Source organism: Deefgea salmonis (assembly GCF_020531905.1).
GTDB lineage: Bacteria > Pseudomonadota > Gammaproteobacteria > Burkholderiales > Chitinibacteraceae > Deefgea > Deefgea salmonis.
The window spans coordinates 1-14521 of record NZ_JAJAWG010000001.1; the positions used below are offsets into that span (position 1 = coordinate 1).

At 49.9% G+C, this 14521-nt stretch carries 12 protein-coding genes; 3 read left to right on the plus strand and 9 right to left on the minus strand.

Annotation, left to right across the window (positions count from 1 at the left end; translation table 11 throughout):
- The first annotated feature begins 219 nt into the window (after positions 1–219).
- The gene (gene nirB / locus LG219_RS00005) at positions 220–2760 is read left to right on the plus strand and encodes a nitrite reductase large subunit NirB (protein WP_226762503.1); all 2541 of its coding nucleotides are present in this window, start codon (positions 220–222) and stop codon (positions 2758–2760) included.
- A gap of 85 nt (positions 2761–2845) precedes the next feature.
- Positions 2846–3169, plus strand: a complete 324-nt coding sequence (gene nirD, locus LG219_RS00010) for a nitrite reductase small subunit NirD (RefSeq protein ID WP_226762504.1) — start codon at positions 2846–2848, stop codon at positions 3167–3169.
- A gap of 55 nt (positions 3170–3224) precedes the next feature.
- Here the strand turns inward: nirD and LG219_RS00015 are convergent, their stop codons facing one another.
- From LG219_RS00015 to LG219_RS00030, 4 genes are all read right to left on the minus strand, one after another.
- Complete coding sequence (locus LG219_RS00015; RefSeq protein WP_226762505.1) at positions 3225–3557, minus strand: putative quinol monooxygenase; 333 nt, start codon at positions 3555–3557, stop codon at positions 3225–3227.
- A 110-nt stretch (positions 3558–3667) separates the two neighbouring features.
- Positions 3668–4141 carry a recombination regulator RecX gene (recX, locus tag LG219_RS00020; protein WP_226762506.1) on the minus strand — a complete coding sequence of 158 codons (474 nt, stop codon included), beginning with the start codon at positions 4139–4141 and terminating at the stop codon, positions 3668–3670.
- Positions 4142–4227: 86 nt separating this feature from the next.
- Entirely contained in the window at positions 4228–5268 is a 1041-nt protein-coding gene (gene recA / locus LG219_RS00025) for a recombinase RecA (RefSeq protein WP_226762507.1), read from the minus strand.
- A gap of 79 nt (positions 5269–5347) precedes the next feature.
- A complete protein-coding gene (locus LG219_RS00030; protein ID WP_226762508.1) occupies positions 5348–7192 on the minus strand; it encodes an ATP-binding protein in 1845 nt (614 codons plus the stop codon).
- A gap of 203 nt (positions 7193–7395) precedes the next feature.
- Between LG219_RS00030 and LG219_RS00035 the strand changes: the two genes are divergently transcribed.
- Positions 7396–8655: a D-amino acid dehydrogenase gene (locus LG219_RS00035; protein WP_226762509.1), complete on the plus strand. Its 1260-nt coding sequence runs from the start codon at positions 7396–7398 to the stop codon at positions 8653–8655.
- A 155-nt stretch (positions 8656–8810) separates the two neighbouring features.
- Here LG219_RS00035 and LG219_RS00040 read toward each other — a convergent pair whose 3' ends face one another.
- From LG219_RS00040 to LG219_RS00060, 5 genes are all read right to left on the minus strand, one after another.
- Positions 8811–9632 (minus strand): thymidylate synthase, encoded by an 822-nt coding sequence (locus tag LG219_RS00040; protein ID WP_226762510.1) that lies wholly within the window; start codon positions 9630–9632, stop codon positions 8811–8813.
- A gap of 65 nt (positions 9633–9697) precedes the next feature.
- Positions 9698–11737, minus strand: a complete 2040-nt coding sequence (locus tag LG219_RS00045) for an ATP-binding response regulator (protein ID WP_226762511.1) — start codon at positions 11735–11737, stop codon at positions 9698–9700.
- Between the two features lie 291 nt (positions 11738–12028).
- Complete coding sequence (gene greB / locus LG219_RS00050; RefSeq protein WP_226762512.1) at positions 12029–12595, minus strand: transcription elongation factor GreB; 567 nt, start codon at positions 12593–12595, stop codon at positions 12029–12031.
- Positions 12596–12652: 57 nt separating this feature from the next.
- On the minus strand, positions 12653–13909 hold the full coding sequence (locus LG219_RS00055) for a pseudouridine synthase (RefSeq protein ID WP_226762513.1): 1257 nt from the start codon (positions 13907–13909) through the stop codon (positions 12653–12655).
- Positions 13910–14020: 111 nt separating this feature from the next.
- Entirely contained in the window at positions 14021–14449 is a 429-nt protein-coding gene (locus tag LG219_RS00060) for a hypothetical protein (protein ID WP_226762514.1), read from the minus strand.
- Positions 14450–14521 lie beyond the last annotated feature (72 nt).

Genomic DNA, 14521 nt, shown 5'->3' on the forward strand with positions numbered 1-14521 from the left:
CTTGATGGGGGAAGGCTGGGATGGGGGTGTTGAGCTGCACGCCGTAGTTTCACCCTCACCCTAACCCTCTCCCATCAAGGGAGAGGGAATGCCGCGATACTTTAGCCATGATCAATACATAATCTGAGCATCACCAATAGATGTACGGCGCTGATAGGGCGTTGTGCGCGTCGATTGTGATGGATTGAAATCATCCGATGATGGGTGTGAGGAGTAGAAATGACGAAAACGCGGATCGTTGTCGTGGGCAACGGAATGGTGGGACACCGGTTTTTAGAAGAGCTGTGCGATAAAGGCAATGCCGCTGATTTTGAGATTACGGTGTTGTGTGCCGAATCGAGAACGGCGTATGACCGAGTGCATTTGTCGTCTTATTTTTCGCACCACACCGATGAAGATTTGTCTTTGGTGAAGCCGGGCTTTTTTGAAAAAAACGGCATTCAAGTGTGCGTGGGCGAAGCAGTTAAACAAATTGATGCCCAACAAAAAGTAGTGCTGACCAATAAAGGCAAAACACTGCCGTATGACAAGCTGGTGCTGGCGACGGGCTCGTATCCGTGGGTGCCGCCGATTCAAGGCAGTGCGCATCATGAATGCTTTGTGTATCGCACCATTGATGATTTGGATGCGATTGAAGACGCGGCCAAGTCGGCCAAAAGTGGCGTGGTGATTGGTGGTGGTTTATTAGGCTTGGAGGCCGCAGGTGCCCTCAAAGCCTTGGGTTTGGCAACACATGTGGTTGAATATGCGCCGGTGTTGATGGCCGAACAGCTCGATCGGATGGGCGGCGAAATGTTGCGCCGTAAAATTACGGCGATGGGTGTGACGGTGCATACCGGCAAAAACACCAGCGACATTCAAATGCATGGCGGGCAACATGCCGCGCATCGCTTGGTGTTTGCCGATGGCAGCCATTTAGAAGCCGATGTGATTGTGTTTTCGACCGGGATTCGCCCGCAAGACAATTTGGCACGCTATAGCCAGCTTGAGGTTGCCGAGCGCGGTGGCGTGGTGATTAATGATCACTGCCAAACGTCAAACGCAGAGATTTATGCCATTGGTGAATGTGCAGCATGGCAGGGACAGTATTTTGGTCTGGTGGCGCCGGGCTACAAAATGGCGCAAGTGGCGGTCGATCATTTATTAGGTCGTGACAATGCCTTTACCGGCGCAGACATGAGCGCCAAGTTAAAATTATTGGGCGTTTCCGTCGGTAGTATTGGTGATGCGCAAGGGCGTACACCTGGTTGCCATAGCTATGTATTCCAAGACGATCAAGCTGGAATTTATAAAAAAATTGTCGTTTCAAAAGACGGCACGGCGCTACTGGGCGCGGTGCTGATTGGTGACGTGGATGATTACGGCCAATTATTGCAAATGATGCTGAACGCGATGCCGGTGCCCGAGCATCCCGACGCGTTGATTTTGCCTGCTTATGCTGGCGCCAAACCGGCATTGGGCGTGGATGCCTTGCCGGCATCCGCAGTGATTTGCTCGTGCTTTGATGTGAGTAAACAAAAAATTGCCGATGCCGTCGCGGCGGGGCATCACACGCTGGCAGCGATTAAGGCCGAAACGGGCGCAGGTACTGGCTGTGGTGGCTGTGTGCCGTTGATTAGTCAGGTGCTTAATGCTGAATTGGCGCGCAATGGCGTGGAAGTTAAAAATCATTTATGCGCGCATTTCCCGCATTCACGCCAAGATTTGTATCACCTGATTAAAGTTGCTGGCGTAAAAACCTTTGACGAGGCAATTGCCCAGTTTGGCCATGGCTACGGCTGTGAAACGTGTAAACCGACCATTGGCTCGATTTTGGCCAGTGCTTGGGGCGATTATGTGCTGTCGCCAGCCAATACGCCGTTGCAAGACACTAATGATGTGTTCTTGGGCAATATGCAAAAAGACGGTACGTATTCGGTGATTCCACGGATGGCCGGTGGCGAGGTGACGCCCGAAGGCTTGATGGCATTGGCGGCGGTGGCTAAAGATTATGGCTTGTATACCAAAGTCACCGGCGCGCAGCGCATTGGTTTATTTGGCGCGCACAAAGGTGATTTGCCGGCGATTTGGACGCGCTTAATTGATGCTGGGTTTGAAACCGGCCAAGCGTATGCCAAATCATTGCGGATGGTGAAAACCTGTGTCGGCAGCACTTGGTGCCGGTTTGGTGTGCAAGACAGCGTGGGCTTAGGCGTTGATCTTGAGCATCGCTACAAAGGGATTCGCACGCCGCATAAAATGAAATTTGGCGTGTCGGGCTGTACCCGCGAATGCGCTGAAGCGCAGGGTAAAGACGTCGGCATTATCGCCACGGATGCGGGTTGGAATTTGTATGTTTGCGGCAATGGCGGGATGAAGCCGCGCCATGCGGATTTACTGGCGTCGGATTTAGACCGTGAAACCTTATTGCGCTATCTTGATCGCTTTATGATGTTTTACGTCACGACCGCCGATAAATTACAACGCACTGCCAGCTGGTTATTAAGCATGGAAGGCGGTGTGGATTATCTGCGTTCGGTGATTGTGGACGATAAGCTCGGGATTGCCGAGCAATTAGAAACCGATCTGGCGACCATCCGTAGCCAATATCAGTGCGAATGGCAAACGACGTTGAGCGATGCCAATCAATTGGCGCGTTTTTCACACTTTATTAATAGCGAAGCGCACGACCCGAATGTGCAATTTGTGCCGACGCGCGACCAAATCCGCCCAGCACAATTGGACGAGCGTAAGGTCATTGCCATTAAGCCGATTATTTAAGGTACATCTCGCTCAGCAGCGGGGCGTCGATGCCAAAGTTGGATTTGACGCCCTCGCTCTGCTTGGCGAGCGTAAGGAGATAACAATGAATTGGAATGCAGTGTGTGATTTGAATGCCATTATTCCCGGTACTGGGGTGTGCGCTTTAGTGGGCGAGCGGCAGGTGGCGATTTTTCGGCCTTATGCCGATGCGCAAGTGTTTGCGTTGGATAATATTGACCCGTTTGCTGGGGCGAGCGTGTTATCGCGTGGTTTGACGGTTGAACACGACGGCGAGCTATGGGTGGCCAGTCCATTGAAAAAACAACGTTTTCGTTTGCGCGATGGTGTTTGCTATGAAAGTACCGAGCGCTCAATCGAAAGCTTTGCCGTCCGTGTGGTTGGCCAGCAGGTAGAAGTACAAATCTAAGTTTGATACAGCCCATAAAAACCGCCGTGCGATTGAGTTCGCCCGGCGGTTTTTTTTAGGCGATCACTTGGTGGTAGGTTTCCACCTGATACGACTCAACCCATTGCGGCATGATGTGGTGGAAATAATGTTGAATGGCCGGCTTGGCGCAATGCTGCTCAAAGGCGGCAAGGTCGACAAATTTTTCGACAAAAGTCATCCGGCGCGGCTCATCGCGGCTGACATTGAGCTCGTAACGAATGCAGCCCGCTTCGCGGCGTGTATCGGCAATCAGGTCAGCCAAGGCGGCTAGTAGCTCGGTTTGATGGCCTTCTTTAGCCAGAAAGCTCGCCACACACACCAGTTGCTGTGCGTTGACGACATAATTGGTTTCAGTTGAGTTAGACATGGCTATTTATGTGGTGGATTTGAATCTACGCATTGTACGCATACGGTGCAATCACGGCCAATCCGCTGCGTTCTCGCTGTAGACCGGATATGGGTATTTCACGCTAGGCTTTATATCGAATCGATCCCATCGCTATACCCATCAAATTCATCGGCTTCGCCAACGACTTGGTAAATCACATTCAGGCTAAATCCTCGGCTGGCGAGGTAGCGTAGTTGTTTGCAACGCGCTTGATGGTCAACGGGGGCGGCGTTGAATTTTTTTTGCCAAACTTGCCGCGCGGTGTCGATTTCATTGTCGATGGCTTGCAATAGGGCGCTGGCGATCAGCTCGGCGTTGACGCCTTTTTCTTGCAGTTCATGCCGTAATCTTTGCTGGCCATAGCGCTGGCTGCGAAAGTAAACCCATTGCTCGGCAAAGCGTGCGTCCGATTGCCAGCCGCGTTCAATAAAGTCATCGAGCACGGCGTTAATTTCTTCAGCGCTGACGTCGGAATAGGCGAGCGCTAATTTTTGCGCTAGCTCTTGTCGGGAATGGTCGCGCCGGCCAAGGTATTGCAGCGCTTTATTGCGAATTGAAACCATGATGTACTCTTAATCGGATCGGCTGGCGCGCTAAAAACAACAGCCCCACCCAAGAGTGAGGCTGTTTTGGCGTGCTTGCGGTGCGTTTATTCGCCTTGTTCGTCGCCTTTATCCATTTCGATCGGCAGTGGTGCGCCGCTGAGTTTTTCTCTGACTTTGCGGGCAATTTCATCGGCCACTTCAGGATTGTCTTTCAGGTATTGACGTGAATTTTCCAAACCTTGGCCAATTTTATTGCCGCCGTAGCTATACCAAGCACCCGATTTTTCAACGATTTTATGCGTTACGCCTTGCTCGATAATTTCACCTTCACGGGAAATCCCTTCGCCATACATGATGTCAAAGGTGATGACGCGAAATGGTGGGGCTACTTTGTTTTTAGCGACTTTCACTTTGGTTTGGTTACCAATGATGTCTTCGCCTTTTTTGACTGCGCCAATCCGGCGGATGTCGAGACGAACTGAAGCATAAAATTTCAGTGCATTACCACCGGTGGTGGTTTCAGGGCTTTGGCCGGGCATCATATTGCCGATTTTCATCCGCAATTGGTTAATGAAAATCACTAAAGTATTGGTGCGCTTGATATTGCCAGTCAGCTTACGCAGTGCTTGGCTCATTAAGCGCGCTTGCAGGCCAACGTGCACATCGCCCATTTCGCCTTCGATTTCGGCTTTCGGGGTGAGGGCAGCCACCGAGTCGATGACGATGATATCCACGCCACCTGAACGGACCAGCATGTCACAAATTTCGAGACCTTGCTCGCCAGTGTCGGGCTGAGAGATCAGCATGTCCGAAACATTCACGCCGAGTTTTTGAGCGTAGATTGGATCGAGTGCGTTTTCGGCGTCGATGTAGGCGGCAACGCCGCCGAGTTTTTGTACTTCAGCCACAACATGCAAGCACAACGTGGTTTTACCCGATGATTCTGGGCCAAAAATTTCGACGATGCGACCACGCGGTAAACCGCCAACGCCCAATGCTAAGTCAAGACCGAGTGAACCCGTTGAAACGACTTGCAGATCACTTTCAATTTGATTGTCGCCCATTTTCATGATGGCGCCTTTACCAAACTGACGTTCGATTTGCGCTAATGCGGCAGTGAGCGCTTTGCTTTTATTGTCGTCCATGAAGTGGTTCCCAGTGAATTAGATTGAGTTGGCTTATTATAGAACAATCGTTCTTTTTTGCAAGTGTTCTGTGCGTGATTTATGCCGACTGTGCACTGCGGCTGTCTGGCAACGTAAAATAAAAGGTCGCGCCTTCGCCCAGATTGGACTTAACCCACAGATGGCCGTTATGCCGGCTGATAATGCGTTGCACCACGGTGAGGCCAATGCCAGAGCTACGCAATTCGTGTTGCGAGCGAAAAAACGGCGTAAATAAGCGTTTGGATTGCTCGGGGTCTAGGCCAAGACCTTGGTCGGCAATATAAAACACCGGCTGTCCATTTATGGTGTCGCAGGCAAATTCAACGTGAATCGCTTGCTCTGGTTTGGCAAATTGCCAAGCGTTTTCAAAAAAATTGTACAGCGCAATGCGCATTAAGTGACGATCGGCAAAGGCCAGCATGTTGGCTTGGATGTTGAGTGTGATCTCTCGCTCAATTTGCAATAGGCTGAGTTCTTCCATAATGTCGTGGGCCATTGCACTGAGGTTGATTTCTTCTGGTCGTAGCTCATTGCGGGAGAGTTCTTGCAGCATGAGTAAATCATCGATGCGATTACTCATGGTTTGGGTGCTGCTGCGGATGCGCAGTAGATAATTACGGGCGTTGCCGTCGAGCTTTTCGCGGTAGTCGTCAATCAAAACTTGGCTAAAGCCATCAATTGTTTTGAGCGGTGAGCGTAAGTCTTGCGCGATGGAGGTCATTAGAATCTCCAACTCATGGTTGACGGTAACTAAGGCGCGTGAGCGGCTTTCGACCACGTCTTCTAAATGGTGATGATAGTGCTCAAGTTGCTGTTCATTGTGCTTACGCGCTTGGATGTCAAATAAAAACCCTTGTAAGTGCGCTTGGCCATTTTGGTCTTGGCTTACTGTGGCAAAAAAATGCACCCAAATGGCTTTGCCACTGGCCGCGAGTAATCGGCATTCAAATTCATGGGTTTGGCCGATGGCTATTTTGTCAGCAAATAGCGGGTAGGCGAGGTGTCGATCATCGGGGTGTAGATAGTTGCTTAAAAACGCTTCGCTATACCAAACCGAGATGGGGTAGCCCAGTAGTGTTTCAGCTTGCGGCCCAACGTAAGTAAAGCGCCATTCATCTGGGCGTGCATCCCAAGGAATAATCCGCGTTGATTCAACCAGTCGGCGAAAGCGATCTTGGCTCACCCGCAGCGCCGATTCGATCTGTTGGCGGCTAATCAGGTCGGCTTCGAGTTGCACATTTTTTTGCTCTAAAGTGCCAATCAAATCATGCAAAGCTTGCCGCGTGCTTTCTAAAGATTGCCCCAAATGCCCTAATTCATCGTGGCGACGCCAGATAAAAGCTTGATTGAGCTGCCGATCCGCCAGTTGCTGCGATTGCTCGGTGAGTTTTTTAAGCGGCCGTAAAATGCGCGAGTTCAGTAACAGTAAAATTAAAACCAAGCTGAGAACGACTTGAATGATGACGGCGAGTAAATAAATTTGTAGCTTACGTTTAATGTATTGCCGGCTGATACCGTCTGAAAATTCGACACTGGCCACGCCAATATTAACCCCTTGCTTGATGACCGGCCGTGATAGCGAAGCGGTGTGTCCCATTTGGCGCTCGGGCTGTTTGGCTGATAAAAATCCACCGAGATTTTGATCGCTAATCTTAATGCTGACGATGCGCTGATCGCTCATTAATGAGTCAAGTAAAGGGCGGCCTGAGTCGGGTGCGAGATTCCAAAGTGGCTCTTGCATACCAAGGGCCAGTACGTCGGCAATCCGTTGCTGGTCGCGCGCGATTTGATTTTGGGCTGCTTGCTCTTCGTACTGCAGGCCGATATAGCCGGTGATGATGGCTGGCAAGCATAAACCCATCAAGATAGCGAGGATGACTGCGGTACGTAATGACAGATTCATTAATGCATTTTCTATAGTTGGCTTGCTAATGTCATACAGTTTAAAGCAGCTTACGCAGATTACACATGCTTGCAGTACTTTTGCAGTGTGTCTCCAACACTTCTGCTTTTGATCTGCAACATTAAAAATGCACAATCTAACGCTGACGAACGGTGCTACAGGGCATAATGGCGGACAAATAGATCGCCTTGGGAGGATGTTCGATGCGGGTCATTATTCTTGGTGCTGGTGTCATCGGCGTAACAACGGCGTGGTTTTTGGCGCAAGAAGGCCATACGGTCACGGTGATCGAGCGCGCACAAGCGCCAGCGCGTGAAACCAGCTATGCCAACGGCGGGCAGATTTCGGTGTGTCATGCCGAGCCGTGGGCCAATCCCAAAGCGCCGTGGAAAACCTTGCAATGGCTGGGCGAAGAAGACGCGCCGTTGCTATTTCGTTTAAAACTTGACTGGCATCAATGGCGCTGGGGCTTACGTTTTCTTGAGCAATGTACTCAGGCTAAAGCGAAGGCCAACTTACAAAACTTAGTGCGATTGGGCTTGTATAGCCGCGAAACATTGCAATCGGTGCGGCTGGCGACAGGAGTTGCCTATGATCAGCGCACCGAAGGGATTTTGCATTACTACACCGATAGCGCTGAGTATGAGTCAGCGATCCCCGCTGCGGCCTTAATGCGCGAAGTGGGCTTGGATCGGCAGGTCAAAACCGCCGCAGAATGTTTAGTGATTGAGCCTGCACTGGCGCAATCGCGCTATCCGATTGTGGGTGGCACGTATACGCCCAGTGATGAATCGGGCGATGCGCGAGAATTTACCAACCAATTGGCCGAGCGCTGCTTGGCGATGGGGGTTGAGTTTCGCTACGACTGCAGTATTGAAGCCTTGGAGCGAGTCGGGGACGATGTCAAAGCGGTGCGCGTGATCAGCGAAGAAAACGGCGCTGAACGCTTGGCGGCCGATGCGATTGTGGTGTGCTTGGGGAGTTACAGCCCAATTCATTTGCGGCCTTTGGGGATTACCTTAGATATTTATCCTGCCAAGGGCTATTCAGCCACGATTCCGGTGATTGACCCGGATTATGCGCCAACGGTGAGTTTGACCGATGATGGCTATAAATTAGTTTTTTCGCGCTTAGGGAATCGTTTGCGAGTGGCCGGAACGGCTGAATTTAATGGCTATAACTTGGATTTAAACCCGATTCGCTGTAAAGCCTTGATTGAGCGCACCCGCCAAATTTTCCCTGCTGGGATGGATTATCAGGCTGCCGAATTTTGGACCGGTTTACGTCCGGCAACGCCGGGGAATCTGCCGTATATTGGCCAAACTCGATTCCCAAGTTTATGGCTCAATACCGGCCACGGCACGCTGGGCTGGACTGAATGCTGTGGTTCGGCCAAAGCCATTGCCGATTTGATCGCCGGCCGCCAGCCCGAAGTGGATTACCCGTTTGTAAGGGGTATTTAACGCTGAGCATTGTTGCTTAAAGGCTAGGTGGCAATACATCCGTTACGAAATGATGGTCAACGCGATAAAGCTGTTTTGTCGGCTGGCGTGTCTGTATTTCTAGTGCGTAAAAAAACCATCTCAGAAATGAGATGGTTTTTTTATTGCCGAATCAATTAAACCGCAACAGGCGCTTTAATCGCTGGGTGAGGGTCGTAGCCTTCAAGGGTGAAGTCAGCAAATTCAAAGTCGAATAAATCGGTTTTGGCTGGGTTGAGCTTCATCGTTGGCAGGCTACGTGGTGAGCGAGAAAGTTGCTCTTTGACTTGCTCAAAATGGTTGCGATAAATGTGGCAATCGCCGCCAGTCCAAACAAAATCACCCGGTTGCAAATCACACACTTGCGCCAGCATCAATACCAAGGTGGCGTACGACGCGATATTGAACGGCACGCCTAAAAATAAATCAGCGCTGCGCTGATACAGTTGGCAGGACAGTTTGCCGCGTTGATCGGGGTCGTCTTTTTGTGCTGGGGCCACATAAAATTGGAAAAAAGCATGGCAAGGTGGTAGCGCCATGTTTTCAATTTCACCCACATTCCACGCTGAAACGATAATTCGGCGTGAATCAGGATTGGTTTTTAAGGCTTTGATCACGTCGGCAATTTGGTCGATATGGCGGCCGTCACGCGTGGGCCAGCTGCGCCATTGGTAGCCATAAATTGGCCCTAAATCACCTTCAGGACTGGCCCATTCGTCCCAGATTTTAACGCCATGCTCGTGCAGCCATTGGATATTGGTGTCGCCACGTAAAAACCACAGCAATTCATTAATGATGGATTTAAGGTGGGTTTTTTTGGTGGTGACTAAGGGAAAACCTTCGGCTAGGTTAAAGCGCATTTGATGGCCAAAAACCGAAACGGTACCGGTGCCAGTGCGATCTTCTTTGGCGACACCTTGATCGAGTACGTGTTGCAGTAAGTCTAAATATTGGCGCATCGCGGCAGCTCCAGCAATAAACCCTGCTGGCGCAGGGTTTGAGGGTAAGTAAATGAGGCTCGATTTTACAGGACAGTGGCGTTGGTGTCTGCGCGATCTATTTCGACAAATAAAGGCAGCGTAATAATAAAGCGCGCGCCGTGGCCAAATTGGCTTTCGCAGCGAATTTCGCCATTCATCGCTTCAATCAGACGTTTGGAAATCGACAAGCCCAGTCCCGTGGTGTGTTCCCCGCCGGTGGGACGGGCGGAAAGACGGCTGAATTTTTTGAATAATAGCGACATTTCATGGGGCGCTACACCCGGACCTTGATCGCTGACGCTGATTTCGATGTGATTGCCGATGTTTTCGGTACTAATAACAATCGCACTGTCGTGTGGCGCGTATTTGACGGCGTTGGAGATTAAATTATCTAACACTTGCCACAGTGCCGAGCGATCCGCGATTAATACCAAACCATGTGCTTGGTAATGGCATTGTTGCTGCTTATGCGCGAGTCGTTCTTGCCATTCATTCATCACATCTTGAATTAAGGTGTCGATGGCGATGGGGGCAAAAGCCAGCCGCACGGATCCAGTTTCTAGGGCATTGTGATCGATTAAATTACCGATAATATTTTGAATGCGTCCGGCCAATTGATTAATGCCGCTTAAGCGATTTTGAATTTTATCGCTCGGCCATTCGTGTAATCGCTCTTTGAGTAGCACCGACATGCCCTGAATGCTGGCGACGGGGTTTTTTAAATCATGCGCGGCAATGGTGAGTAATTCATTTTTTTCATGATTGAGGTATTTGAGTGCTTCATTGGCCGCTTGTAATTGCAAATTGCGGCGGGCTAATTCTTGCGTTCTTTCATTAACCAATTCTTCAAGATGATGGCGGTGCGATTGCACGGTCTGTGCCATGTCTTTAAAACTGCGTGCCAGTTCACCGATTTCATCGTCGCGATGGGTGTCGAGCTCGGTGGATGGTTTGCCTTGCGCTAAAGCTTGAATGGCATTTTTAAGCCGAGTGAGCGGCTTAATAATGTCGGTTTTAAGTACCCATGCCAATAAGCCCAATTCTAAGGCGAGGGCGATCATGCCGAGTAATAAAATAATACTGGCTGAAATAGCGGCTTTGGTTTGGAGGATTTTTTTGGGGTAAACCGTCACAAATAACCAATTGGTGCTTTTGATCGGCGCAATGCCAAGCCAGTTTTCTTGGTCCTTGCTTTCAATAAATCGATCCAGTGGCTGGGCATTTTTTAGCGCTGAAAATAAATCTTTTAATGGCGTAGCACTATCGGCAACCTGAAATTTGCCGTGTTGTTGTTGGATTTGCTGCATGTAATTAGGGTGAGAAATCAAATGGCCATCGCGGCTGATAATGAAATTGTACGTGCCAGGAATATTGATGGTATTGGTGCGGGCAATTAATTGCGTGAGTAATACGTCTTGCCCAACGCTACCAATGTATTTACCTAAATAATCAATTGGCGTAATAATCGATACCATCCACTCTAATGCTTGTTTGTCATAATAAATACCAGTCCATTGGCTGGTTCTTTGTGGATTGACTGCCGGCGTGGCAATGATTTCGGGCTCAACGGTTTCGGCAAAATCATCTAATGAACCACTGCGCGCATAATTGAGCTGCGGCAAATACATTAAATTGGCATCGGAAATATTCAGATCAATAAAGGTATCGTAATAGTTGTTGCTAAATGCGGGACCATATTGCGAAAGTAAATCATACGCCAAAATCACTTGGCGTTTAAATTCGGGCGAGCGCTTGGCGGTGGGTAAGATGGCAATGGTGGCGCGATGCTCAAAGTCATCAAATTCATATTTAATACGCCACATACCATCTTTATCTTGGCGCAGTAATTGATCGAATGCGGCACTGGGATTGGTATTTTGCGCTAAGGCGTAGCGGCGGATAAACTCATCTCGAACTAAACGGGTATTGCCCTCGGCATTAATAAATAGACTGCTTTCAATTTGGCTGCGTGCGTCGATATATTTGGCCAAATGAATCAGCGCTTCTTCTTGTAAGCGCTGATAGCTGTAGTAATAACTAATCGCTGAAATTGCAAACGCCGCTAAGGTGATGCGTAACGCCATATTGCGCAAAACGCGTCGAAATAAATGACCTGATGATGAATTGAATATCCGCATGGCGCGACAATACAATAGTCTTTTGCGCGAGGGAAAATAATTAGAACAATGGCATCGGAGTTGTTGGTTTTTTACGGAAAAGGGCAACGGGTTTTTACTGTGACGACCTTTTTATGCGAGGCGCCGTGCTGCGGTAATTCAATACGTAGCTTAAGGCAATAGACACGGCTGAGTTTAATCGGTGAGGCCAGCGGCATAAATCAAAATTGGCGAATGGCTCAAAGAGGATAATTACTCTTACTCGGCTTGCACAATTTCAATGTAGCGAATTTGAGTGACTTCAAGCTCTTCGACCCCGGCTGGGGTGCGCAATAGTACTACATCGCCTTCTCGGGCTTTGAGTAGCGCTCGGGCTACGGGCGAGGTCCAGCTGATGTGGTTGAGGGCGAGATGGGTCTCGTCAACGCCAACGATGCTAATGGTTTCACTGTGACCGTCTTCGCGCTCGTAGCTGACGGTGGCGCTAAAAAACACTTGGTCGGTGCTTTCTCGGGTGCAAGGGTCGATGACTTCGGCAATTTCTAAGCGTTTGGTTAAAAAGCGAATGCGGCGATCAATTTCGCGTAAGCGGCGTTTGCCGTATTGGTAATCGGCGTTTTCTGAGCGGTCGCCATTGCTGGCAGCCCAATTAATTAAATGGGTTAGCTCGGGCCGCTCTTTAGTGACCAGTTGATACAGCTCGTTTTTTAGACGCTGCCAGCCATGCGGGGTGATGTAGTTTTTGCTACCAGACGGAATAATTAAATCAGCCGGAATGACTTCATCGTCGTCGCCTGCTGATTCGGTGGTGAATGCTTTGCTCATAATTTATCTTGGGTATTGTTCGCTAGGCTCTGTAAATTAAAGCCTAGCGGCAGATACCTAGTCTTTTACCTGACCCATCATGGTCAGTCCGGCCCATTTGGTTGCGGCCAAGACTTCAGTTTCAGAGAGTTCATAAAACTCACCGCGCTTAAGACGACCCGGCAAGCTAAACATACCAAAGCGAATCCGCGTTAGGCGGCTGACCATGATGTTGAAGTGTTCAAACATCCGGCGAACTTCGCGGTTACGACCTTCTTTGATCACCACGTGGTACCAGTGATTACTGCCTTCGCCACCACGATCTTCGATCCGAGCAAAATGCGCTTCACCGTCGTCAAGCTTCACGCCTTGGGTGAGTTCTTTCATTTGCTCAGGGGTCAGCTGGCCATGAACGCGCACTGCGTATTCGCGCTCCACTTGAAAGCTCGGATGGGTCATCCGGTTGGCCAATTCGCCCGAGGTAGTGAATAGCAACAGGCCCGTGGTGTTAAAGTCCAAACGACCGATGGCAATCCATTTGCTGGAGTAAACTCGGCGTAAACGTTCAAACACGGTGACACGGCCTTCTGGATCATCACGGCTGACCAATTCGCCTTCTTGTTTGTGGTACATAATGATGCGCACCATGCGGTCTGGCCATTTGAGCGCCACACGTTTGCCATCAATCCGTACTTCGTCGCCCGGGCTGACTTTGCAACCGAGCGTGGCGACACGGCCACCGATGGTCACGCGCTCGGCTTCGATGACTTCTTCCATATCACGGCGTGAGCCGAGGCCAGAATAGGCCAAAACTTTTTGTAAGCGATCGTCTTCGATTTCGGTGCTGGCAAGGCGTTTTTCACGCAAGATTTGCTGAAACGCTAGCTCTTGTTGTGAGCCTTGGCGCTGCTTCATGCGTTTGGCGCGTTTGACGTTTTTACCGCTTTTATCACCATGATGAACAATGGTGGTTTGGGTGGTTTCTACCGCTTCCGTCGGTGTTTTGATGCCTTGTACTTCGCGAGCGCCGGTGGTTTTGGCGATGGCTTGGGCAATCATGCGGCTCATGCCAACGGTGGAATTGCCGCGCTTACGCGTACCGGTGGCGGGTGTTGAAGAGCGTCCCGTGTCGGGCAGGTTTTTGGCGCGGTTACGCGCGGCTTCGCTCGCTGAGACCGGTTTCTTTTTGGTCGCGCCGGTTTTGGCAAAAGGCGTTTGCAACGGTTGAGCAGCGGGTTTACCACGACTGCCCGCCTTATTGGCGCTTCGTTGCTGGTCGGCAGCACGGCCTTCACGGATCGCGGGCTGCGGACGGCGGGCTTTAACTGTTTTCATCGGGCATTCTTTCTTTGTTCTATAAGTGGCAATTATAACTGGTTTGCTTTATCGATGCTGATAAATGCCAATGGCCGCGCTCGGCGGCCATTGGCATTGACTTTGTGGTATTTATTGCGGTGATTTTGTAAAAAAGGCAATGCCGCCCAAACTGGTTAAACCAAAGTTAAAGACTTGTTGGTCGATGTTTTCGTGGCTTGCTGTGAGTTCCATTTTTCTTTGGATTTCAAATAACACCTCTAATTCTTTAAACCATTTTAGCAAGCGGGTATTTTGGTTGAGGTAGTTTTCAATCTCTTCTTTGTGTGGATGCTCGCCAACGACTTGAATTTTGCCTTCAGCCGCACTTTGTAATTGAAAGGCCGGCGGCACGGTGACTGAGGTGTACGCTTGCAAATGACTGGCTAAATCCTCGCCAAATCGACGTACTTCACTGGTCGCGCTTTGGATCAATTCAGAGAGTTGTATACCCGTCTCATCGGCAGAATTACTGCTTAACTGTGCGATATCAAGCAGCGCAGTTCCGAGTTGATCTCTCATTACTTGGGGGTTTTCAGTCGCCACAGTTTGCTCCTCTCTGCTTAGAATAATTTTAATGACTTAAATTTAGAC

Excerpts from the sequence above, each read along its gene's own strand:
- nirB (WP_226762503.1), top strand. The coding sequence starts at position 220 with ATGACGAAAACGCGGATCGTTGTCGTGGGCAACGGAATGGTGGGACAC.
- nirD (WP_226762504.1), top strand. The coding sequence starts at position 2,846 with ATGAATTGGAATGCAGTGTGTGATTTGAATGCCATTATTCCCGGTACT.
- LG219_RS00015 (WP_226762505.1), bottom strand. The coding sequence starts at position 3,557 with ATGTCTAACTCAACTGAAACCAATTATGTCGTCAACGCACAGCAACTG.
- recX (WP_226762506.1), bottom strand. The coding sequence starts at position 4,141 with ATGGTTTCAATTCGCAATAAAGCGCTGCAATACCTTGGCCGGCGCGAC.
- recA (WP_226762507.1), bottom strand. The coding sequence starts at position 5,268 with ATGGACGACAATAAAAGCAAAGCGCTCACTGCCGCATTAGCGCAAATC.
- LG219_RS00030 (WP_226762508.1), bottom strand. The coding sequence starts at position 7,192 with ATGAATCTGTCATTACGTACCGCAGTCATCCTCGCTATCTTGATGGGT.
- LG219_RS00035 (WP_226762509.1), top strand. The coding sequence starts at position 7,396 with ATGCGGGTCATTATTCTTGGTGCTGGTGTCATCGGCGTAACAACGGCG.
- LG219_RS00040 (WP_226762510.1), bottom strand. The coding sequence starts at position 9,632 with ATGCGCCAATATTTAGACTTACTGCAACACGTACTCGATCAAGGTGTC.
- LG219_RS00045 (WP_226762511.1), bottom strand. The coding sequence starts at position 11,737 with ATGGCGTTACGCATCACCTTAGCGGCGTTTGCAATTTCAGCGATTAGT.
- greB (WP_226762512.1), bottom strand. The coding sequence starts at position 12,595 with ATGAGCAAAGCATTCACCACCGAATCAGCAGGCGACGACGATGAAGTC.
- LG219_RS00055 (WP_226762513.1), bottom strand. The coding sequence starts at position 13,909 with ATGAAAACAGTTAAAGCCCGCCGTCCGCAGCCCGCGATCCGTGAAGGC.
- LG219_RS00060 (WP_226762514.1), bottom strand. The coding sequence starts at position 14,449 with ATGAGAGATCAACTCGGAACTGCGCTGCTTGATATCGCACAGTTAAGC.